At 57.9% G+C, this 22244-nt stretch carries 19 protein-coding genes and 1 tRNA gene; 17 read left to right on the plus strand and 3 right to left on the minus strand.

All coding sequences use genetic code 11. From position 1 onward, the window contains the following. Positions 1-42: 42 nt before the first annotated feature. On the minus strand, positions 43-561 hold the full coding sequence (gene folK, locus PMI22_RS06995; protein ID WP_007947801.1) for a 2-amino-4-hydroxy-6-hydroxymethyldihydropteridine diphosphokinase: 519 nt from the start codon (positions 559-561) through the stop codon (positions 43-45). Continuing rightward, positions 552-908 (minus strand): dihydroneopterin aldolase, encoded by a 357-nt coding sequence (folB, locus tag PMI22_RS06990; protein WP_007947802.1) that lies wholly within the window; start codon positions 906-908, stop codon positions 552-554. Before folB ends, folK begins: the two co-directional genes overlap by 10 nt. Before the next feature lie 74 nt (positions 909-982). Between folB and plsY the strand changes: the two genes are divergently transcribed. Further along, the gene (plsY, locus tag PMI22_RS06985) at positions 983-1552 is read left to right on the plus strand and encodes a glycerol-3-phosphate 1-O-acyltransferase PlsY (RefSeq protein WP_007947803.1); all 570 of its coding nucleotides are present in this window, start codon (positions 983-985) and stop codon (positions 1550-1552) included. Between the two features lie 23 nt (positions 1553-1575). Here the strand turns inward: plsY and tsaD are convergent, their stop codons facing one another. After that, positions 1576-2601 carry a tRNA (adenosine(37)-N6)-threonylcarbamoyltransferase complex transferase subunit TsaD gene (gene tsaD, locus PMI22_RS06980; RefSeq protein WP_007947804.1) on the minus strand — a complete coding sequence of 342 codons (1026 nt, stop codon included), beginning with the start codon at positions 2599-2601 and terminating at the stop codon, positions 1576-1578. A 199-nt stretch (positions 2602-2800) separates the two neighbouring features. On the opposite strand from tsaD, the gene rpsU reads away from it, so the two are divergent. The 16 genes from rpsU to pqqD all read left to right on the plus strand — a co-directional run bounded on the left by rpsU (position 2801) and on the right by pqqD (position 22240). After that, positions 2801-3016, plus strand: a complete 216-nt coding sequence (gene rpsU / locus PMI22_RS30795) for a 30S ribosomal protein S21 (RefSeq protein ID WP_002551877.1) — start codon at positions 2801-2803, stop codon at positions 3014-3016. A gap of 481 nt (positions 3017-3497) precedes the next feature. Beyond that, positions 3498-5474 (plus strand): DNA primase, encoded by a 1977-nt coding sequence (gene dnaG / locus PMI22_RS06975; RefSeq protein ID WP_007947805.1) that lies wholly within the window; start codon positions 3498-3500, stop codon positions 5472-5474. A gap of 67 nt (positions 5475-5541) precedes the next feature. Further along, positions 5542-7389, plus strand: a complete 1848-nt coding sequence (rpoD, locus tag PMI22_RS06970; RefSeq protein WP_007947806.1) for an RNA polymerase sigma factor RpoD — start codon at positions 5542-5544, stop codon at positions 7387-7389. A 122-nt stretch (positions 7390-7511) separates the two neighbouring features. Then, positions 7512-11258: a bifunctional diguanylate cyclase/phosphodiesterase gene (locus PMI22_RS06965; protein WP_007947807.1), complete on the plus strand. Its 3747-nt coding sequence runs from the start codon at positions 7512-7514 to the stop codon at positions 11256-11258. A 15-nt stretch (positions 11259-11273) separates the two neighbouring features. Then, positions 11274-11350, plus strand: a tRNA-Ile gene (locus PMI22_RS06960). Positions 11351-11764: 414 nt separating this feature from the next. Beyond that, entirely contained in the window at positions 11765-12058 is a 294-nt protein-coding gene (locus tag PMI22_RS06955) for a DUF3077 domain-containing protein (RefSeq protein WP_007947809.1), read from the plus strand. Positions 12059-12443: 385 nt separating this feature from the next. Next, the gene (locus PMI22_RS06950; RefSeq protein ID WP_007947810.1) at positions 12444-13187 is read left to right on the plus strand and encodes a HipA family kinase; all 744 of its coding nucleotides are present in this window, start codon (positions 12444-12446) and stop codon (positions 13185-13187) included. Then, complete coding sequence (locus PMI22_RS06945) at positions 13184-13993, plus strand: DUF3037 domain-containing protein (RefSeq protein WP_007947811.1); 810 nt, start codon at positions 13184-13186, stop codon at positions 13991-13993. The genes PMI22_RS06950 and PMI22_RS06945 overlap by 4 nt, the downstream gene beginning before the upstream one ends. A gap of 209 nt (positions 13994-14202) precedes the next feature. Further along, positions 14203-14664 (plus strand): Lrp/AsnC family transcriptional regulator, encoded by a 462-nt coding sequence (locus tag PMI22_RS06940; RefSeq protein ID WP_007947813.1) that lies wholly within the window; start codon positions 14203-14205, stop codon positions 14662-14664. A gap of 228 nt (positions 14665-14892) precedes the next feature. Further along, positions 14893-16575 (plus strand): flavin monoamine oxidase family protein, encoded by a 1683-nt coding sequence (locus PMI22_RS06935; RefSeq protein WP_007947814.1) that lies wholly within the window; start codon positions 14893-14895, stop codon positions 16573-16575. Positions 16576-16587: 12 nt separating this feature from the next. Further along, a complete protein-coding gene (locus PMI22_RS06930) occupies positions 16588-17382 on the plus strand; it encodes a carbon-nitrogen hydrolase family protein (protein ID WP_007947815.1) in 795 nt (264 codons plus the stop codon). A gap of 48 nt (positions 17383-17430) precedes the next feature. After that, a complete protein-coding gene (pqqF, locus tag PMI22_RS06925; protein ID WP_007947816.1) occupies positions 17431-19857 on the plus strand; it encodes a pyrroloquinoline quinone biosynthesis protein PqqF in 2427 nt (808 codons plus the stop codon). A gap of 155 nt (positions 19858-20012) precedes the next feature. Beyond that, a complete protein-coding gene (gene pqqA, locus PMI22_RS30800) occupies positions 20013-20087 on the plus strand; it encodes a pyrroloquinoline quinone precursor peptide PqqA (protein WP_009045898.1) in 75 nt (24 codons plus the stop codon). A 76-nt stretch (positions 20088-20163) separates the two neighbouring features. Further along, positions 20164-21075: a pyrroloquinoline quinone biosynthesis protein PqqB gene (pqqB, locus tag PMI22_RS06920; protein ID WP_007947817.1), complete on the plus strand. Its 912-nt coding sequence runs from the start codon at positions 20164-20166 to the stop codon at positions 21073-21075. Between the two features lie 140 nt (positions 21076-21215). Then, positions 21216-21968 carry a pyrroloquinoline-quinone synthase PqqC gene (gene pqqC, locus PMI22_RS06915; RefSeq protein ID WP_007947818.1) on the plus strand — a complete coding sequence of 251 codons (753 nt, stop codon included), beginning with the start codon at positions 21216-21218 and terminating at the stop codon, positions 21966-21968. Continuing rightward, the gene (pqqD, locus tag PMI22_RS06910; RefSeq protein WP_007947819.1) at positions 21965-22240 is read left to right on the plus strand and encodes a pyrroloquinoline quinone biosynthesis peptide chaperone PqqD; all 276 of its coding nucleotides are present in this window, start codon (positions 21965-21967) and stop codon (positions 22238-22240) included. Before pqqC ends, pqqD begins: the two co-directional genes overlap by 4 nt. The last annotated feature ends 4 nt before the right edge of the window (positions 22241-22244 follow it).

Below are 22244 nucleotides of genomic sequence, written 5' to 3' on the forward strand. Positions count from 1 at the left end.
ACCCTTGTGGGAGCGGGCTTGCCCGCGATGACGTCAGTCAGATCACAACAAATTAGAAGGGGTCAGCTGCTCCCCACGCCACTCAAAAGCCACCGGCGCCAACACTTGATCAATCTGCGCTTCGCCCCACAAGGTCGCAAAGCTCTTACCCTCGCCCGGATGCATACGATCCGGCGCAATCAGCGATAACGGCCATAACACGAAAGCATTCTTCAGAATCTCTGCCCGCGGCAGGATCAATCCATCGAAATTGCCCACCAGATCACCAAACAACAGCACGTCGATATCCAGCGGCAAACCCTTGCGGTCCGGCGCATAACGACCATTGTCCGCTTCGATGAATTTCAATCGACGATCCAACTCCATCAGCGGCAGATCGGTGTATGCCGACACCACGAAATTGAAGAACGGCCCGCTCTTGATGCCCACTGGCTGGCTTTCAAACACGGCCGAACAGTGGATGTCCACCAAAAACGCCGCCAAGGCCTCCAGCCCCGCCTGCAAATGGGTTTCACGCTCGATATTGCTACCGAGCCCAAGGTACACCTGAGTCAGCGACATCCGCGCTCGATCTCCACGCCCACACCGCCCCTGGCAGCTGGAATGGCACCTGGCTTGGTCAGCTTGAGGCGCATCCAGGTGATCTTGAATTCGCTCATCAGGACTTCAGCCAGACGCTCGGCGAAGGTTTCGACCAGTTGATACTGCGTCTGCTCGGCAAACGCCTGGATTCGCGATGACACACTGGCGTAATCGAGCGCCAGGGTCAGGTCATCACCGGCTGCCGCCGGGCGATTGTCCCAGGCGAAGCTCAGGTCAAGACGCAGGCATTGCCGGATGCCTCGCTCCCAGTCGTAGGCACCAATTACGGTGTCGACTTCCAGCCCCTCGATAAACACTCTGTCCAAGCACTCTTCTCCACTGCACGACAAGGGCGCAATGCGCCGTTAGAATCAAGGCGTCCTCGCCCGGAATAGTTAGCATGTTTTGGTTATTGGCGATCCTCGCCTACCTGCTTGGCTCTCTGTCCTTCGCCATTTTGCTCAGCCGCCTGACCGGGAATCCCGATCCGCGAATGAGTGGCTCGGGTAATGCCGGTGCCACCAACATGCTGCGCCTGGCCGGCAAGAAACTCGCCATCCTGACTTTGCTCGGCGACCTCTGCAAAGGCCTTTTGCCCGTGCTGATCGCCAGCCTTGCGGGTCTTTCGCTGCAAGATCAGGCCTGGATCGGCATCTGCGCGGTGATCGGCCATCTGTTTCCAGTGTACTTCCGATTTCGTGGCGGCAAAGGTGTCGCCACAGCTTTGGGCATGCTGCTGGGGCTTTACCCGCCCGCCGCACTACTGGCGGTCTGTGCCTGGCTGCTGACGTTCTACCTGACCCGCACCAGCTCGCTTGCCGCACTGATCGCCACACCACTGACCCTGCCATTGCTTGCCTGGCAGGAACCGGCGGCCTTGCTGCCCATGAGCGTGCTCACGGGACTGATTGTCTGGCGTCATCGCGGCAATCTACGCGACCTGTTTGCCGGGCGCGAACGGCATTTTTAAATGCCGGGCGTGAGCGCCGCTCATTACAGCGCCGACAATTGCTCCATCGGCCAACGTGCCTGCACGCTGATCGCCAGGCTTTCATGCTGGCCGGCCTGCAAGCGCTGACAACCGGCAAACGCAATCATCGCGCCATTGTCGGTGCAGAACTCCGGACGGGCGTAGAACACATCACCCTTCAAGTCACCGAGCATTCTCTCCAGCGAGGTGCGCAATGCCTTGTTGGCGCTGACGCCCCCAGCAATCACCAGGCGCTTCATGCCCGCTTGCTTGAGGGCTCGCTTGCACTTGATGGTCAAAGTCTCCACCACGGCCTGCTGGAACGCCAGAGAGATGTCGCAACGGGCTTGCTCGCTGTCGTCCCCGGCGCTGACGCTCTGCTGCCAGGTGTTCAAGGCGAAGGTTTTCAAGCCACTGAAGCTGAATGCCAACCCCGGGCGGTCGCACATCGGACGCGGGAAAGTGAATCGTCCCGCAACGCCCTGCTCGGCCAGGCGCGCGATTTCCGGACCGCCCGGATAATTGAGCCCCATCATTTTCGCGGTCTTGTCGAAAGCCTCACCGGCAGCGTCGTCCAGAGTCTCACCCAACAACGTGTACTGACCGATCCCGTCGACCTGAACCAGCTGCGTGTGACCACCGGACACCAACAAAGCGACGAACGGAAATTCTGGCGGTTGCGCCTCCAGCATGGGTGCCAACAAGTGACCTTCCATGTGGTGTACGCCCAAGGCGGGAATACCCCAGGCAAAGGCCAGCGCCTGGGCGCATGAAGCGCCCACAAGCAATGCACCGACCAGGCCAGGACCCGCGGTATAGGCGATGGCGTCGATTTCGGTCGGCACACAGTCAGCTTCGGCCAACACCTGACGAATCAAGGGCAGCATGCGTTTGACGTGGTCCCGCGAGGCCAGCTCCGGCACCACGCCACCATAGGCACGGTGCAGGTCGATCTGACTGAACAGTGCGTCGGCCAACAACCCGCGTTCACTGTCATATAATGCGACACCGGTTTCGTCGCAGGAGGTTTCTAATCCCAGTACTAGCATGGGTTTGCGCCTTGTTTAGGCTGAATTCGAAGGCGCGCATAATAGTCGCCGCGAGATGCCCCGACCAGCGGTTTTCGATCAGAGGCTTTGCATTCCGAGCGATGAGGGGTTAACATCCGCAACCCTTAAAAACCGACGTCTTCAAGTGCTCTTTTGCCGCGAGGATGTTGACCCCGGTAATGAATGAAGGTAGCTCTGGATGCCAGCCGTCAAAGTAAAAGAGAACGAACCCTTCGACGTAGCTCTGCGTCGTTTCAAGCGCTCCTGCGAAAAAGCCGGTGTACTGGCTGAAGTTCGTAGCCGCGAATTTTACGAGAAGCCAACTTCTGAGCGTAAGCGCAAGGCAGCAGCCGCTGTTAAGCGTCACGCGAAGAAAGTTCAGCGCGAACAGCGCCGCGCCGTTCGTCTGTACTAATACACAGACGATCGTAGCAAGCTTCTGCCAAGCCCGGCCCTCAGCCGGGCTAATGGCATTTGCGTAAAACGCTTGATGCTTCACTGTCGACGCCGCAGACGCGACCGAGACAAATCTGCTTTACAGCGTCAGACCTGGCTCTTTTGCCAGCGGTGCACGTCTTTTCTGACGAGCCTTCCAAGGCTACTGACGAGCACACCCACTGACTCCTCTAACGACGATCAGCCCAAGGCACCTGCTTGTGTGCCCGCTTATTGAGCTATCCGAGGCCATCGACTGGCCATAGCGGATTCAGCGCAACACTTTCAAACAGTCGATAACTGATTGGTATTAACGTCAGTGGATTTTCGGCAGATACACTTCCCGACAGCGATTACGCAGACGACACCGGTCGAGCCGCACATTTTGCGCGCCTCCAACAACGACCCGCGTTCGGCCGTTCTTCGTTTTGGACCCTTTCAGCGCAGATGACGAGAACGCCATGGCCGGGCTAATTCCCCAGAGCTTCATTGACGACCTTCTGAACCGCACCGACATCGTCGATGTGGTCAGCTCGCGCCTGCAAATGAAAAAGGCTGGCAAGAACTACACCGCTTGCTGCCCGTTCCACAAAGAAAAAACCCCGTCTTTCAGCGTCAGCCCCGACAAACAGTTCTATTACTGCTTCGGTTGCGGTGCTGGCGGTAACGCCCTCGGCTTCATGATGGACCACGACAACCTGGATTTCGTCCAGGCTGTCGAAGAACTGGCCAAAGCCGCCGGCATGGAAATCCCCCGCGAAGAAAGCGGCCGGCCGCACAAGCCGCGGCAACCGACCGATTCGCCGCTGTATCCGCTGCTCACCGCCGCCGCCGATTTTTACCGCCAGGCACTTAAAAGCCATCCATCGCGCAAAGCGGCGGTGGATTACTTGAAAGGTCGCGGACTGACCGGCGAGATTGCCCGCGACTTCGGCCTCGGCTTTGCTCCGCCGGGCTGGGACAATCTGTTCAAACACTTGAGCAGCGACACCCTGCAACAAAAAGCCATGGTCGATGCCGGCCTGCTGATCGAGAACGCCGAAACCGGCAAACGCTATGATCGCTTCCGCGATCGCGTGATGTTCCCGATTCGCGATAGTCGTGGGCGCATCATCGCCTTCGGCGGGCGGGTACTGGGCGACGACAAGCCTAAATACCTGAACTCACCGGAAACCCCGGTATTCCATAAAGGCCAGGAGCTCTACGGCCTTTATGAAGCACGCAAAAACAACCGCAACCTCGACGAAATCATCGTCGTCGAAGGCTATATGGACGTCATCGCTCTGGCCCAGCAAGGCCTGCGCAATGCCGTGGCGACCTTGGGCACAGCTACCAGCGAAGAGCACTTGAAACGACTGTTTCGCGTCGTACCCAACGTGCTGTTCTGTTTCGACGGCGACCAGGCTGGCCGCAACGCTGCCTGGCGAGCACTGGAGGCGACGCTACCCTGCCTGCAAGACGGCCGGCGTGCGCGCTTTCTGTTCCTTCCCGAAGGCGAAGACCCGGATACGCTGGTGCGCTCCGAAGGCACCGATGCTTTCCGGGCGCGGATCAACCAGCACGCCCAACCATTGGCGGATTATTTTTTCCAGCAGTTGACCGAAGAGTCGGATCCTCGCTCGCTCGAAGGCAAGGCCCACATGGCCACCCTCGCCGCACCACTGATCGACAAAGTTCCGGGTGCAAACCTGCGCATCCTGATGCGTCAGCGCCTGACTGAAATCACCGGCCTTAGCGGTGAAGCAGTCAGCCAACTGGTGCAAAGCGCTCCTCAGGACGCGCCACCGGCTTACGATCCGGGCATCGATTACGACGCCATGCCCGATTACAGCGACTACCATCAGCCGCAGTCACAAGAGATGTATGTGCCGCAGCAGGAATGGACGCCGAAGAAACCCGGCGCTGGCGGCAAGAAGTGGGACAAGAAGCCGTGGGACAAGAATGGCAAGCGCGGCGATCGCGATCAACCGAGTTCCCCGCGCACACCGATTGCCGTAGAGGCTCCGACGCTGATCGCACTGCGCACCCTCATTCATCATCCGGATCTGGCTGGCCGGGTAGAAACTGCCAACCACTTTGCCAACGAGAGCAATACCTACGCACAACTGCTCGTGGCCCTGATCGAGGCGGTGCAAAAAAATCCTAAGCTAAACTCAATTCAGCTAATGGCTCGCTGGCACGGGACCGAACAGGGACGATTGCTCAAAGCATTGGCAGAAAAGGAATGGCTGATTGCAGGCGATAACCTTGAACAACAGTTTTTAGACACCATTACTAGGTTATCGGCCGCTCAACACACAGATAGCCTGGAAGTGCTTATCAGGAAAGCCAGGCAGCCGGGATTGACCCCGGAGGAAGCAAATCAGATCGCAAATCAGATGCGCGACCTATTAAAACGCAATATGGCTGTATCAAACCCGACCTCAACTGGCGCGTGAGGTCATAGCTCAGGTATAATCCTCGGCTTGTTTTTTGCCCGCCAAGACCTTCAGTGGATAGGGTGTTATGTCCGGAAAAGCGCAACAGCAGTCTCGTATCAAAGAGTTGATCACACTTGGTCGTGAGCAGGGCTACCTGACTTACGCGGAGGTCAACGACCACCTGCCGGAGGATATTTCAGATCCGGAACAGGTGGAAGACATCATCCGCATGATCAATGACATGGGGATCAACGTATTCGAGGTTGCGCCAGATAAGGATTCCCTTATGCTGGCCGACGCCGATACCGACGAAGCCGCGGCCGAAGAGGCAGCTGCAGCGTTGGCAGCGGTCGAAACCGACATTGGTCGCACCACCGACCCAGTGCGCATGTACATGCGTGAAATGGGTACGGTAGAGCTCCTCACACGTGAAGGCGAAATCGAAATCGCCAAACGTATTGAAGAGGGTATCCGCGAAGTGATGGGCGCAATTGCGCACTTCCCTGGCACGGTTGATCATATTCTCTCCGAGTACACTCGCGTCACCACCGAAGGTGGCCGCCTGTCCGACGTCCTGAGCGGTTATATCGACCCGGATGACGGCATTGCGCCGCCTGCTGCAGAAGTGCCACCGCCGATCGATCCGAAAGCCGCTCCAGCTGCCGACGACACCGACGACGATGACGCCGAAGCAACGGATGACGAAGAAGAAGCCGAAAGCGGCCCGGATCCGATCATCGCAGCACAGCGTTTTGGCGCTGTCTCCGATCAGATGGAAATCACCCGCAAGGCGCTGAAAAAGCACGGTCGTGGCAACAAGCTGGCAATCGCCGAGCTGTTGGCCCTGGCCGAGCTGTTCATGCCGATCAAACTGGTTCCGAAGCAATTCGAAGGCCTGGTCGAGCGTGTTCGCAGTGCCCTGGATCGTCTGCGTCAGCAAGAGCGCGCGATCATGCAACTTTGCGTTCGTGATGCCCGCATGCCGCGTGCCGACTTCCTGCGCCAGTTCCCGGGCAACGAAGTTGACGAAAGCTGGACCGAAGCACTGGCCAAAGGCAAAAGCAAATACGCTGAAGCCATTGGTCGCTTGCAACCGGACATCATTCGTTGCCAGCAGAAGCTGACCGCACTGCAAACCGAAACCGGTTTGACGATCGCCGAGATCAAGGACATCAACCGTCGCATGTCGATCGGTGAGGCCAAGGCCCGCCGCGCGAAGAAAGAGATGGTCGAAGCGAACTTGCGTCTGGTGATCTCCATCGCCAAGAAGTACACCAACCGTGGCCTGCAATTCCTCGATCTGATCCAGGAAGGCAACATTGGCTTGATGAAAGCGGTAGACAAGTTCGAATACCGCCGCGGCTACAAATTCTCGACTTATGCCACCTGGTGGATCCGTCAGGCGATCACTCGCTCGATCGCCGACCAGGCCCGCACCATCCGTATTCCGGTGCACATGATCGAGACGATCAACAAGCTCAACCGTATTTCCCGGCAGATGTTGCAGGAAATGGGTCGCGAACCGACCCCGGAAGAGCTGGGCGAACGCATGGAAATGCCTGAGGACAAGATCCGTAAGGTATTGAAGATCGCTAAAGAGCCGATCTCCATGGAAACCCCGATCGGTGATGACGAAGACTCCCATCTGGGTGACTTCATCGAAGACTCGACCATGCAGTCGCCGATCGATGTCGCCACTGTTGAGAGCCTTAAAGAAGCGACTCGCGAAGTACTGTCCGGCCTCACTGCCCGTGAAGCCAAGGTTCTGCGCATGCGCTTCGGTATCGACATGAATACCGACCACACCCTTGAGGAGGTTGGTAAGCAGTTCGACGTGACCCGTGAACGGATTCGTCAGATCGAAGCCAAGGCACTGCGCAAGCTGCGCCACCCGACGAGAAGCGAGCATCTACGCTCCTTCCTCGACGAGTAACAACAGAACCCCCGGCCCAGGCCGGGGGTTTTGCTTTATGCAGATTAAATCCCCCGCATACCCCTCCTGCCGTCCAGCCCGTCTACACTCGAAACATTCCTCCGAGCCATAACGAGACCGTTATGCCCAGACTGCCGACCGTGCTTTTTTTGCTGTCGCTGATAACCTGGACCGCAATGGCTGGCGCGCTGACTCTGACCGACGACGAACGTAGCTGGCTGGCCGCACACCCGGATTTACACCTGAGTGTCGATGCCGCCTGGCCACCATTTGAGTTCCGCGACGAGCAAGGCCGGTATCAGGGCTTGGTGGAAGACTACGTCAATGCGATCCGTCACCGGCTGGGCATCACGTTAACGCCCATCGAACCGGGCAGCTGGACCGCTCTGCTGGAACAGGCCAAGCAAGGCAAACTGGACGTTATACCCGGCATCATGTCGACCCCGGAGCGCCAGGCGTTCTTGTCGTTTAGCCGCCCCTATCTCGACTTTCCGATTGTCATCCTGGCCCACGTCGGAGGTGCCCAACCACACAAACTCGAAGATCTGTACGGTCTGAAAATCGCCGTGGTGAAAAACTATGCGCCCCATGAACTGCTGCGTACCCACCACCCGGATCTGAGTCTGGTGCCAATGCCCAATGTGAGTTCGGCCTTGCAAGCACTGGCCAACGACGAAGTGGACGCCGTAGTGGGCGACCTCGCCTCAAGCGTCTGGAGCCTTCGCCAGCTCAAGCTCGCAGGGCTGTATATCAGTGGCGAAACCCCCTATCGCTTTCAACTGGCAATGGCCGTGCCCCCCAACAACAAGGTGTTACTCGGCATCCTGGACAAAGCACTGGCGGACATGAGCCCGAGTGAAATCAGCGCAATTCAGCAGCGCTGGGTGGGCAATGTCCTGGATCAGCGAAATTTCTGGTCGGATGTGCTGATTTACGGCCTGCCAGGATTGCTGTTTCTGATGATCATGCTGGCCGTGGTGATCCGGATCAATCGCAGGCTGAGTTCTGAAATTGCGCGCAGGGTCGATCTCGAACAGGAGCTTCGCAGCAGCGAGTACCACTATCGCGGGCTGGTCGAGAGTCTGTCAGCCATCGCCTGGGAAGCACGGATGAGCGATAACACCTACAGCTACGTGTCGCCGCACGCCGAAGACCTGTTGGGGTACCCCCTGTCCCATTGGCTGATTCCGGGGTTCTGGCGCAATATCATCCACCCTGCGGATCTGACACGCGCCCAAACCTACTGCGATCACGAAGTGCTGGCCGGGCGCGATTACAGCGTCGATTACCGGGTCATCACCGCCGATGGCCGCTGCCTGTGGGTGCGCGACATCGTCAGCCTGATAGAACATGGTCATGAGCCGGTGTTGCGCGGGTTGATGATCGACATCAGCGACGCCAAGCGTACTGAAGAGGCATTGCGCCTCTCCGAGCAAAAATTCGCCTCGGTCTTCCAGCAAAACCCGGACATTCTGGTGATCGCACGACTGTCCGACGGTTGCCTGCTGGAAGTGAACAAAACGTTCGAAGAGCAAATCGGCCTCAAGTCCGAAGAAGTCATCGGCCAAACCGCGACTGACCTGAATATCTGGGGCATTCCCGGCGTTGGGCCGGGGCTGTTGCAGCGGTTGCAGGCCGGCAGCATCCGCAACCTGGAAATGCCCTTTCGTCGCAGCAACGGCCAAGTGTTTACCGGACTGATTTCCGCCGAGCCTTTCGATCTAGACACCACTCCAGCCCTCGTGGTGGTGGTGCGCGATATCAGCCAGCTCAAAGAAACCCAGCAACAACTGCAAACCTCCGAAGAGAAATTCGCCAAGGCGTTCCACGCCTCCCCTGACGGTTTGTTGTTGTCGCGACAGAGCGATGGGTTGCTACTGGAGGTCAATGAAGGTTTCAGCCGCATTACCGGCTTCAACAGCGCGATGTCCATTGATCGATCCACCCTGGACCTGGGCATATGGGTCAACCTCAATGAACGCAAACAGATGCTCGATCTGTTGCACAGGGATGGCTTCGTCCGTGATTTCAGTTGCCACATCCGCCGCAGCGACGGACAAATCCGTCTGTGCGAGGTGTCGAGCCGACCATTGCCGATCGGCGATGATGACTGCATGTTGACCATTGCCCGGGACATCACCGAGCGACACCTGATGCAGGAGAAGCTACAACAGGCCGCCACCGTGTTCGAAAGTACGGCCGAGGGCGTGTTGATCACTGACACACAACAGCACATCAGTGCGGTCAACCGCGCGTTTACGGAGATTACCGGCTACAGCGAGAGCGAAGCGTTGGGCCACACCCCTCGCCTGCTCGCTTCGGGCCTTCACGACAGCGCGTTTTACGCCGCAATGTGGCACCAACTGACGGCCGAAGGTCATTGGCAAGGCGAGATTTCCAATCGCCGCAAGAATGGCGAGCTCTACCCGAGCTGGCTGACCATCAGCGCGGTACGCAACCGGGACAAGTTCATCACCCACTTCGTTGCAGTATTCGCGGACATTTCCAGCCTCAAACACGCCCAGGCCAAACTTGACTACCAGGCACACCACGACCCGCTGACCGGCCTGCCAAACCGCACACTGTTCGAGAGCCGATTGCTGACCGCCCTTAACACCCAACAGGAAAATGGTGGCCAGGGTGCCGTGCTGTTCCTCGACCTGGACCGCTTCAAACACATCAATGACAGCCTCGGCCATCCGGTCGGTGATCTGCTGCTCAAAGGCATTGCCGTGCGCCTCAAGGAGCAGTTGCGCGATATCGATACCGTTGCGCGCCTGGGCGGTGACGAATTCATCATCCTGCTACCGGGCCTGCAACAAAACAGCGATGCCGACAACATCGCGATCAAGCTGCTCAATTGTTTCGCCGCGCCGTTCCAGGCGGGTGATCACGAGTTTTTCATCAGCGCCAGTATTGGCACTAGCCTTTACCCCAAGGATGGCTGCGACGTCGCCACACTGGTCAAAAACGCCGACGCCGCGATGTACCGCTCCAAGGCCAAGGGCCGCAACCGGATTGAGCGCTACACCCGTGACCTCACCGCACAGGCCAGCGAACGCGTGGCGCTGGAACAAGAATTGCGGCGCGCCATCGAGCGCAACGAGCTAGCGCTGCACTACCAACCGAAAATCAGCCTTGATGACCATCGACTGGTCGGTGCCGAAGCCCTGATTCGTTGGTATCACCCGACTTTCGGTACAGTACCGCCAGAGCACTTCATTCCCTTGGCCGAAGAAAACGGCATGATCCTGCAGATCGGCGACTGGGTACTTGAAACGGCCTGTCGCCAGATGCACGAGTGGGGTCAGGTATATGAATGCCTCGGCCCGCTCTCGGTCAACCTCGCTGGCGCCCAACTGCGCCAGCCAAACCTGCTGGGACGGATCGAGCAACTGCTCAAGGACAGCCATCTCCAGCCCGGACTTTTGCAACTGGAAATTACCGAAAACTTCATCATGAGCCAGGCCGAAGAAGCGCTGGCGGTGCTGCATCAACTCAAACAGCTGGGCGTACAGTTGGCTATCGATGACTTCGGTACTGGTTACTCGTCCTTGAGCTACCTCAAGCGACTGCCACTGGATATTCTCAAGATCGATCAGTCGTTCGTCCGCGGCCTGCCTGACGATCCACATGATGCGGCCATCGTTCGAGCGATCATCGCGTTAGGCCGCAGCATGCAATTCACCGTCATCGCCGAGGGTGTCGAGACCCTGGCCCAACAGGAATTCCTCGCCGCCGAAGGCTGCGGGCAGATCCAGGGTTACATCGTCAGCCCGCCGCTTCCCGCCGAAGAATTCGCCGCGATGTTTCTTCGTATAGCCGTATCGGATTTTTCGGATAGCACAGCAGAGAAACCATCGCTATAATCCGCGACCTACTGAGGGCCTATAGCTCAGTTGGTTAGAGCAGAGGACTCATAATCCTTTGGTCCACGGTTCAAGTCCGTGTGGGCCCACCAAACAAAAAAGCCGCGCAAATGCGCGGCTTTTTCGTATGCGACGTGTTGGTTTTCTTTAAGTTGTATGTCGCAGCTATCAGATGACGCCCGCCAAGGTTGTAGGCAACATCTGAGAATCGTGTGATGGGTGCATTTGGGCACTTTGCTGCCTTGTTGCGCTTTTGTTCGACGGGATACTCTCCGGACGTCACTGCCAATGCAGTGATCGGGCTTGGAAACCCGTCGAATCAAAACGTAACAGCGCCCCTGATTACGATTGCATCAGCTTATCTGCAATCCTGAGTTATGGCAGCTGTGCGCGGGACGTCTTAGGGCGTGCCGGTTCCTTGATTCCCGGTTTTCCAACCTGCGCACAGCTGCCACCCATTCGCTTGGAAACGAAAGTGGCATCTCCTCAAATCAAGGAAGTTGACCATGAACAACCAATCAGAACTAAAAACCATTGGCTTCACGCCGTTCATATACTGCTCGGACCAGGCGTTGTTCAACGTCCGCCCCGGCGTCCCCATCGTCGAAGCATTGGCACAGGCCTCCGATCTGCTATTCCTGGCCAAGGCATTTGCCAAGGATGCAGCCTACACAAAGAACACCGACCGCCATGCTTGGGCCGCGCATTACCTGACGGCGATGAGCAAAGCGGTAATTGATGATGTGGTGAAAGTGCTGACACCTAGACCTCCTCGTACCGAAATGGAATCAGAGGAGTAATGATGAGTCACCCATGATAGGCGCGCCGACTTTCGGGGCCGCTATTTACGACTGGGATTCCTTCTAGAAAGCAAAAAGTCCCGATACTTTTGCATCAGGGCTTTTTGTAAACCAGAGCATCGGCGATTCCTTTCACGGTTCCCCGTCTATCCCACTCACTGACTAGGAAAGACGTTGGGCACGGCCGCCGCTGCTTACAAGGATCCGGTCCGTACTGACGAGACGAAGATAACCTTCATAAACAAGAGCTATCGCTCACTAGTCGATTATTTTCTTCACATACAGATCTAATCTACGCAATACCTCTAAAGAATCAGCTTAGGGCATGGTGCAGCAGGATCCAGACAAGTATCGTCTGGAAAGCTGATTTATAAGGAAGCCGGCGATGGCCGTGGGTAATTACATAGAAGCGGTTGAGATTATCCGGCGTCTGGAGGGTGGCATTACGCGTCCCTTCCTGTGCCGTGCCAGCAATGACAAGCACTATGTGACCAAAGGGTTGGAATTGCCGCCCAGCGAGCGTATTGCCGAGCTGCTTTGTGCTCGCCTCGCCGCCCAATTCGGCCTACCGATCCCCGAACATGGCTACATCTACATTGACCCTGCTCTGCTGCGCTACAACTTAGAGGCACGCAACGATCTTGGTCCAGGAGACAGCTATGCTCTGGCCTATGTAGCGGACGCTGCCGACCTGTTGTACTCACAAGCACAGCAGGTTCCGAGTAACCTGCAAAAAGCCGTTTTTATCTTTGATTACTGGGTAGGTAACAGTGATCGTCAGCTAGGACCATTCGGTGGTCGCCCCAACCTACTGATGTGTGGAATTGATAATCAGCTTCAGCTGATCGATCACAACCAGGCGTTCAAATGGCCTCTGGATGCCCAAAAATTCGCGGAAAGCCATGTGTTTGGTCCGAGTAATCGAACCTGGAAACTGGATATGGTCGACAGAGTTGAATACAGCCAGCGGATGCACGACACTGCCATGCGATTTCATGACCTATGCTTGGACATACCCGATGAATGGCGTGAATCCATTGGCAAACGGGGGCTCGACATTCTGCTCGAAGAAATCGAAAGTAACCTGATGCACTGCCAATCGGACGAGTTCTGGAGCGTCCTGCAATGAAATATACCTGCCTTTACAGCATCGTGCGCTTCGCGCCTTTTGCCGAAACCGAAGAGTTTGCCAACGTCGGCATCGTTCTTTCGGCACCAGCGATCGGACGCATGGAGTACAGACTCGCCCGTAAAAATCTGAAACGGGTCAATCACTTCTTCGAGTGCAACAACCTATTCGCCAAAGCTATGGAAATAGCCCAGAACGAACTGGATAGCGTTCGCCTCATGACAACAGAGGCTCAAGAATCGCAGATCGTTAACCATTTTCGTTACCTGACCGAGCCGAAGGAATCACTGATTCGCTTCAGTCCCATGCGCTCGATCCTGGTGGAAAATTTTGACACGACTCTTGCAACGCTTTTTAGCCGCTATATCGAGCGCCAAGGTATTGAACGTGATCGTCGTGAAGAGATGATGGTTCGAGAAATTCGAACCATGTTCTTGGAAGCATCAATCCGTAATTTCCGCGATGACACCCTGATTGGTGATCTGACCAAACTACACCTGCCGCTGGTTCACCGTAATGAGGTAGTGGCCGCTATCAAGCCCTTGGCTTTCGATCAGCCTGAGCCAAGCGCGATACTCGACCACTGCGATCAGTGGCTGATGAAGTTCGTACGCGCTGAAAAGGAAGGGATTATCCAACTGAAAAACGTACTAATCCCCGTATCCGCCCCATCTGAAAATGAATCACCCCGCCACCGTAGAGCGGTGCACATCGCGAAAGCGAGCATCCAGGAGCGCGGCCTGCAGTTGGTCGACTTCCAGGCGACCCAAGTAATTGCCGCCTTCGCGCAGAACTACGCTCAGTAGTTTATCTAAGGTTCGGTCACTAGCCTTTCAGGCTCTCACAATGAAAAAAGCCGCGCTATTGCGCGGCTTTTTCATGCCCGTGATTCAGCCGTCACTTGGGCAATGCCTATGCAATCACATAACCCCCAGTTCGAATTTCGACCACAAGCGCCCCGCCGAACGAGCCTGTAACATGCTCAGCCATTGTTCCACGCCACTGGAGACGCCCCTTGCCTGATACACGCCCGCCCGTTCTGGACGAGATCGACCGCCAATTGATCGCAGCCCTGCAAATCAACGCCCGCGAGAGCGTGGCCATGCTGGCACGACAATTGGGTATCGCTCGTACGACCGTTACCTCGCGATTGGCGCGACTGGAAAAGTCCAGGATCATCACTGGTTACGGTGTTCGCCTCGGGCAACGTGTGGTGGATGGCGGGTTGCAGGCGTATGTCGGGATCACGGTGCAACCGCGCTCAGGCAAGGAAGTGCTTCGCCGGCTCAGTGCAATGGCGCAGGTTCAGCAGTTGTGTGCGGTGAGTGGCGAATTTGATTATGTGGCGTGGTTGCGTACGGACTCGCCAGAGCAGCTGGATCAGTTGCTGGATCAGATCGGGAGTGTGGATGGGGTGGAGAAGACCACGACCTCGATTATTTTGAGTAGCAAGATTGATCGGGGGCAGCCGGTTTAGACGCGGCTTGAGCGAATGGGTGGCGGATAAGGCCTCATCGCGAGCAGACTCGCTCCCACAGGGATGAGTTTCGTCAGGTTGAATCAAAATATCGTCATATTGATTGTTTAATTGGCAAAACGACGACACATTGCGTCTTATTAACGTGTTCTATGCTCACTAGAATGGCTGGCATCTTTTCCTATACTCAGACGCGCACTCCGCGTCGGGTCGCCAGCAAGGTCAGCCATGAACAAGAATAATCGCCATCCTGCAGACGGTAAGAAACCCGTCACCATTTTCGGCCCGGACTTTCCTTTCGCCTTCGACGACTGGATCGAGCACCCGGCTGGCCTGGGCAGCATTCCTGTGCACAACCACGGCGCCGAGGTGGCGATTGTCGGTGCTGGCATCGCAGGCCTGGTGGCGGCTTACGAATTGATGAAGCTGGGCTTGAAACCGGTCGTCTACGAAGCCTCGAAAATGGGCGGTCGCCTGCGCTCGCAAGCGTTCAATGGCGCCGAAGGCATCATCGCCGAGCTCGGCGGCATGCGTTTTCCGGTCTCGTCCACCGCCTTCTATCACTATGTCGACAAACTCGGACTTGAAACCAAACCCTTCCCGAACCCGCTGACACCCGCCTCGGGCAGCACCGTGATCGACCTGGAAGGCAAAACGCATTACGCACAGAAACTGGCGGATCTTCCTGCCTTGTTCCAGGAAGTGGCTGACGCTTGGGCCGATGCTCTGGAAGCCGGCTCGCAGTTCTCCGATATCCAGCAAGCGATTCGCGATCGCGACGTGCCACGCCTCAAAGAACTGTGGAACACCCTCGTGCCGCTGTGGGACGACCGCACCTTCTACGACTTCGTCGCCACCTCCAAAGCCTTCGCCAAGTTGTCGTTCCATCACCGTGAAGTATTTGGACAAGTCGGTTTCGGCACCGGCGGCTGGGACTCGGACTTCCCCAACTCGATGCTGGAAATCTTCCGCGTGGTCATGACCAACTGCGACGATCACCAGCACTTGGTGGTCGGTGGTGTGGAACAAGTACCACAGGGCATCTGGCGGCATGTACCCGAGCGTTGCGTGCATTGGCCTGAAGGCACCAGCCTCAGCTCGCTGCACAACGGTGCGCCGCGTACCGGGGTGAAAAAGATCGCCCACGCCGCCGATGGCCGTTTTGCCGTGACCGACAACTGGGGCGACACCCGCGAGTACGCCGCCGTGTTGACCACCTGCCAGAGCTGGCTGCTGACCACGCAGATCGAATGCGACGAAACCCTGTTCTCGCAAAAGATGTGGATGGCCCTCGACCGCACCCGCTACATGCAATCGTCGAAGACCTTCGTGATGGTCGACCGCCCGTTCTGGAAGGACAAGGACCCGCAAACCGGTCGCGACCTGATGAGCATGACCCTCACCGACCGCCTGACCCGTGGCACTTATCTGTTCGACAACGGCGATGACAAGCCGGGGGTTATTTGCCTGTCGTACTCGTGGATGAGCGACGCGCTGAAAATGCTCCCGCATCCGGTGGAAAAACGCGTAAAACTGGCACTGGACGCGCTGAAAAAGATCTACCCGAAAGTCGACATCGCGGCGCGCATCATTGGCGATCCGATCACCGTGTCATGGGAAGCCGACCCGCACTTCCTCGGGGCCTTCAAAGGCGCCCTGCCCGGCCATTACCGATACAACCAGCGCATGTACGCGCACTTCATGCAGGACGAAATGCCCGCCGAGCAGCGCGGGATTTTCATCGCCGGTGACGACGTTTCGTGGACACCGGCCTGGGTCGAAGGCGCGGTACAAACTTCGCTCAACGCGGTGTGGGGCATCATGAAACACTTCGGCGGTGAAACTCACGCCGAGAACCCGGGTCCAGGAGATGTGTTCAACGAGATCGGACCGATCGCCCTGCCTGAGTAAGAGGAATCCGAAATGCGTGTAGCCCTTTACCAATGTCCACCACTGCCCCTGGACGTCGCCGGCAATCTGCAACGCCTGCATCAACTGGCGCTGGAGGCCAAAGGTGCCGACCTGTTGGTGGTGCCGGAGATGTTCCTGACCGGCTACAACATCGGCGTCGATGCCGTCAGTGTCCTCGCGGAGGTGAACAACGGTGAGTCGGCGCAGCAGATTGCACGCATTGCCAAGTCTGCCGGGATCGCCATTTTGTATGGCTACCCGGAGCGCACCGAGGATGGGCAGATCTACAACGCGGTGCAGTTGATCGACGCCAACGGCGAGCGGTTGTGCAACTACCGCAAGACTCACCTGTTTGGCGATCTCGATCACTCGATGTTCAGCCCCGGCGCAGATGATTTTCCGCTGGTTGAACTCAACGGCTGGAAGCTGGGGTTCCTGATTTGCTACGACTTGGAGTTCCCGGAAAACGCCCGGCGTCTGGCCCTGGCCGGCGCCGAACTGATCCTGGTGCCGACGGCGAACATGATTCCCTACGACTTCATCGCTGACGTCACCGTCCGCGCCCGCGCTTTCGAGAACCAATGTTACGTGGCCTATGCCAACTTCTGCGGCCATGAAGACGAGATCCACTACTGCGGCCAGAGCAGCATCGCCGCGCCGGATGGCAGCCGCATCGCCCAGGCCGGCCTGGATGAAGCGCTGATTGTCGGCGAACTGGATCGTCAGTTGATGGAAGACTCGCGCGCCTCCAATCGTTACTTCCTCGACCGCCGTCCCGAGCTTTACGGCGACCTTAACAAGCGCTGAACCCTCGATATCCGCTAGCATTAGCGCTTCTCTGTTCTGGAAGTGCTCATGCCTGCGCTGAATCACCCTCGCCCCCACACTGAAACCCTGGCCAACGGCTTGCGGGTGACGCTGCGTCATGCCCCGAATATCAAGCGCTGTGCGGCGGTACTGCGGGTCGCGGCGGGCAGTCACGATGTGCCGCTGACCTGGCCGGGGCTGGCGCATTTTCTTGAGCATTTGCTGTTTCTTGGCACCGAGCGTTTTCCTGCTGGCCAAGGGCTGATGGCTTACGTTCAGAGTCACGGCGGTCAAGTCAACGCTCGGACCAATGAGCGCACCACCGACTTCTTTTTCGAACTGCCGACTCAGGCATTTGCTGGAGGACTGGAGCGTCTGTCAGACATGCTCGCTCATCCACGTATGAATCCGGACGAGCAGTTGCGGGAACGGGAAGTGCTGCACGCGGAATTTGTTGCCTGGTCACAGGATGCGGCGGCGCAACAGCAATTGGCGTTGTTCGAAGGACTTTCGCCCGCTCATCCCTTGCGTGGGTTTCATGCCGGAAACCGCGACAGCCTGCCCGTGCCGCAGCCTGAGTTTCAGCAAGCGTTGCAGGATTTCCATCAGTGGTTTTATCAGACCGGGCAGATGACATTGAGCTTGGCCGGGCCGCAGAGTCTCGATGAGTTGCGTGAGATGGCTCAGCGCTTTAGCGCCGAGATTCCTGCCGGGCAACGAGTCCCGCAACAAGCGCCTGCAGCACTGATGCATACCTCGGAAAAAACTTATCAACAGGCTGGCGAGCGGCGGCTCGATCTTCTGTTCGCGCTCGAAGCGTTGCCCAAGTCATCGCGTGAAGCGCTGGCGTTTCTGTGCCATTGGCTGAACGCCGCGAAACCAGGCGGTCTGATAGCGAAGCTGCGAGAACAGGGACTGGCTGACAGCCTGAAAGCCGAGCCGCTCTACCAGTTCGCCGGACAAGCCTTGCTGCACATCGAATTCACCACCACTCAACCGGGGAGCGTGATCCACGAGAAGTTACTCGACTGGCTGGGCTTTTTTGCCTCCCATCTAGACTGGGCCGCCGTGCGCAAAGAATACGCTGCCCTCCTGCAACGCCGGCAACAAGTCAGCGGCGCCTTGCAATTAGCCCAACTGGACAGCGAACAGCTGGAAACCGGCTTATCGGACCGAGGCGTTGCAGCCCTTAAGGACATCCTGATCAAAATCGGCGCTGTGGATAACTTCAGCGGCGATTGGCAACTGCCGACGCCTAATCCGTTTTTACACACCGAAGCACCCGCGACCAATGCCGGACTGATTCGTGGACAGACCAGTAAACACCGTGGTCTACGCACGTTTGCCCAGGACCGTTCGCGCAGTCGTCGCGAAAACTCCCCGATGCAGTTCAGTCAGGCCTTGCCGGACAACACTGATGAAGGGGCGATTTACCTGCGCTGGCGACTCGACTTCAAACCTCACGCCAGCCTTCAGTCGAACCTGGAAAACCAGTTGCAGCCATTGCGTGAAGACGCGCGTCAGGCCGGCGTCGACTTTTCCTTCAGCGCAGCAGGCAATGAATGGCTGCTGAAAATGACGGGCCTACAGGCAGCGATGCCAATTGTCCTCGAACAGGCGTTGAAACAGCTGACAACAGCGGCGGCCGGATTCTCACAGGATGAACCGCCAGGCGTTGCGCTGATGCCGATCAAACAACTGCTGAAGGCGCTGCCTGATCATTGCCTTGAACCCGCCGCTGTCTCAGGGGATTTTCAGCTGCTTTGGTCAGGCGCGCGATGGGAGGGGCTGGCTGTTGGCTTGTCGCCACAGACCCAAGCGGCAATGGGCTTGGCACTGAGCCGCGTGCCCGGCGTTGCGGATCATCAACGGTCGCCGCCCGCTGCGATCAACTCCCGGCGTCTCTGGAGCACCCTCGACATCGATTCCAGCGAGCACGCGCTGTTGCTGTTCTGTCCGACCGCCACGCCGGACATCGCCGATGAAGCCGCCTGGCGCTTACTCGCGCACCTGTGCCAGACGCCGTTCTACCAGCGCCTGCGAGTGGACTTACAACTGGGCTATGCCGTGTTCAGCTCGTTGCGCCAGATTCATGGGCAGACCGGAATTCTGTTCGGCGTGCAATCACCAAGCGTTGCACCTGCCGGTTTGCTGGAGCACATCGAACATTTTTTGAGTGAGTTGCCACAACTGATCGAAGGCATCGACGAGGCCACCTTCATCCATCAACGTCAGTCCCTGGTTGATCAATTCGACCTCAACGCCCTGCCCGTCCATCAGGCAGCCGAACTGCTCTGGCAGGGCAAGCTGGCTGGCCACTCGTCGGATTATCTGGAGCGTCTGCCTGAAGCAATGCTGATGATCGATCACGAAGCGTTACTGGCCGCAACGCAACGATTGAATCAAGTGCTTGGCGGCTGGCGCTGTCTGGCCAGCTGCCCCGCCCCAAGTGAGATTTGGCAAGTGACAAAATGATCATTACAGGCGGCGCAATTAGCTTTCTCAAAGTTTCATGGGCAACTTCATTGTAATTTTGAGTAACATAGCAACCTAACTATCTGAACCATCTCCGGCTGGAGGTGGACTATATGTATAGATATCACCGTCCCGTCACCTGAAGGAGCACTCCCATGTCCTGGTCCAAACCCGCTTACACCGACCTGCGTATCGGCTTTGAAGTCACCATGTACTTCGCCAGCCGCTAATCTTTTTTGTATCGCAGTGCCAACGCCTCGGCTCGCCGAGGCGTTTTTATTTTCAGTTTCGAACGATGGAGCGGCCATGTTTGTCCAGATTCTAGGTTCCGCCGCCGGCGGTGGTTTCCCCCAGTGGAACTGTAACTGCGTGAACTGCGCCGGGTTTCGCAATGGCACCCTTAATGCCAAGGCGCGGACCCAGTCGTCCATCGCCATTTCCGACAACGGCGTGAACTGGGTGCTGTGCAACGCGTCACCGGACATCCGCGCCCAGCTCCAAAGCTTTGCCCCGATGCAACCGGGGCGCGCCCTGCGCGATACCGGCATCAGCGCGATCATCCTGATGGACAGTCAGATCGATCACACCACCGGCCTGCTCAGCCTGCGCGAAGGCTGCCCACACCCAGTGTGGTGCACTGACATGGTCCATGAAGACTTGAGCACCGGTTTTCCGCTGTTCACCATGTTGACCCACTGGAATGGCGGGCTGGACTGGAACCGGATCGAACTTGACCGCAGCTTCACCATTGCGGCCTGCCCGAGCCTGCGTTTCACGCCGCTGCCGTTGCGCAGCGCCGCACCACCCTATTCACCGCACCGCTTCGACCCGCACCCCGGCGACAACATCGGTCTGATCGTCGAAGACCTGAACACCGGCGGCAAACTGTTCTACGCGCCGGGATTGGGCAAGGTGGACGCGCCGCTGCTGGAGATCATGGCCGGCAGCGACTGCCTGCTGGTCGACGGCACGATGTGGGACGACGATGAAATGCAGCGCCGTGGCGTCGGCACTCGCACCGGCCGGGAAATGGGCCATCTGGCACAGAATGGCCCCGGCGGCATGCTGGAAGTGCTGGAGCAACTGCCGAAACAGCGCAAGGTGCTTATCCACATAAACAACACCAATCCGATCCTTGATGAAGATTCGCCGGAGCGTGCCGAGCTGATTCGGCGGGATATTGAAGTGGCGTATGACGGCATGAGTATTGTGTTGTAGGACATCGAGACCGCTGCGCGGTCTATCGCCAGCAGGCTGGCTCCCACAGGGGAATGCGATCAACTGTGGGAGCCAGCCTGCTGGCGATGAGGCCGGTCCTGACACCAAAGAATCCACCGGTTGTTCCCCGGAGAACCACAATGACTGACGCCCCAATGTCCCCCGCCGAATTCGAGGCCGCCCTGCGCGCCAAAGGTGCCTATTACCACATCCATCACCCCTACCACGTGGCGATGTATGAAGGCCGGGCGAGCCGCGAGCAGATCCAGGGCTGGGTCGCCAACCGCTTCTACTATCAGGTGAACATCCCCCTGAAAGACGCTGCGATCCTCGCCAACTGCCCGGACCGCGAGATCCGTCGCGAGTGGATTCAGCGCCTGCTGGACCACGACGGCGCCCCCGGTGAAGACGGCGGTATCGAAGCCTGGCTGCGTCTGGGCCAGGCCGTTGGCCTCGCCCCGGATCAGTTGCGCTCGCAGGAACTGGTCCTGCCCGGCGTACGCTTCGCCGTCGACGCCTACGTCAACTTCGCCCGCCGGGCCCCTTGGCAGGAAGCCGCCAGCAGCTCGCTGACCGAGCTGTTCGCACCGCAGATCCACCAATCGCGCCTGGACAGTTGGCCACAGCATTACCCGTGGATCGACCCGGCCGGGTATGAATATTTCCGCACTCGCCTGGGTCAGGCGCGCCGTGATGTGGAACATGGTCTGACCATCACTTTGCAGCACTACACGACACGTGAAGGCCAGGAGCGCATGCTGGAAATTCTCCAGTTCAAACTGGACATTCTTTGGAGCATGCTCGATGCCATGAGCATGGCCTACGAACTGAAACGTCCGCCGTATCACAGCGTGACCGAGCAACGGGTCTGGCACAAAGGAATCACCTTATGAGTTTCGACCGTAGCAAGACCCCGACCTGGCGTACCGGCTACCGTTTCCAGTACGAACCGGCACAGAAAGGCCATGTGCTGCTCTACCCGGAAGGCATGATCAAACTCAATGAAAGCGCCGCGCTGATCGGCGGCTTGATCGACGGCGAGCGCGACGTGGCTGCGATCATTGCCGAACTGGATGCACAGTTCCCCGGCGTACCCGAGCTCGGTGAAGACATCGAGCAATTCATGGAGGTCGCGCGTGCTCAGCACTGGATCGAACTTGCCTGATTCC

It is taken from the genome of Pseudomonas sp. GM21, from assembly GCF_000282215.1.
GTDB lineage: Bacteria > Pseudomonadota > Gammaproteobacteria > Pseudomonadales > Pseudomonadaceae > Aquipseudomonas.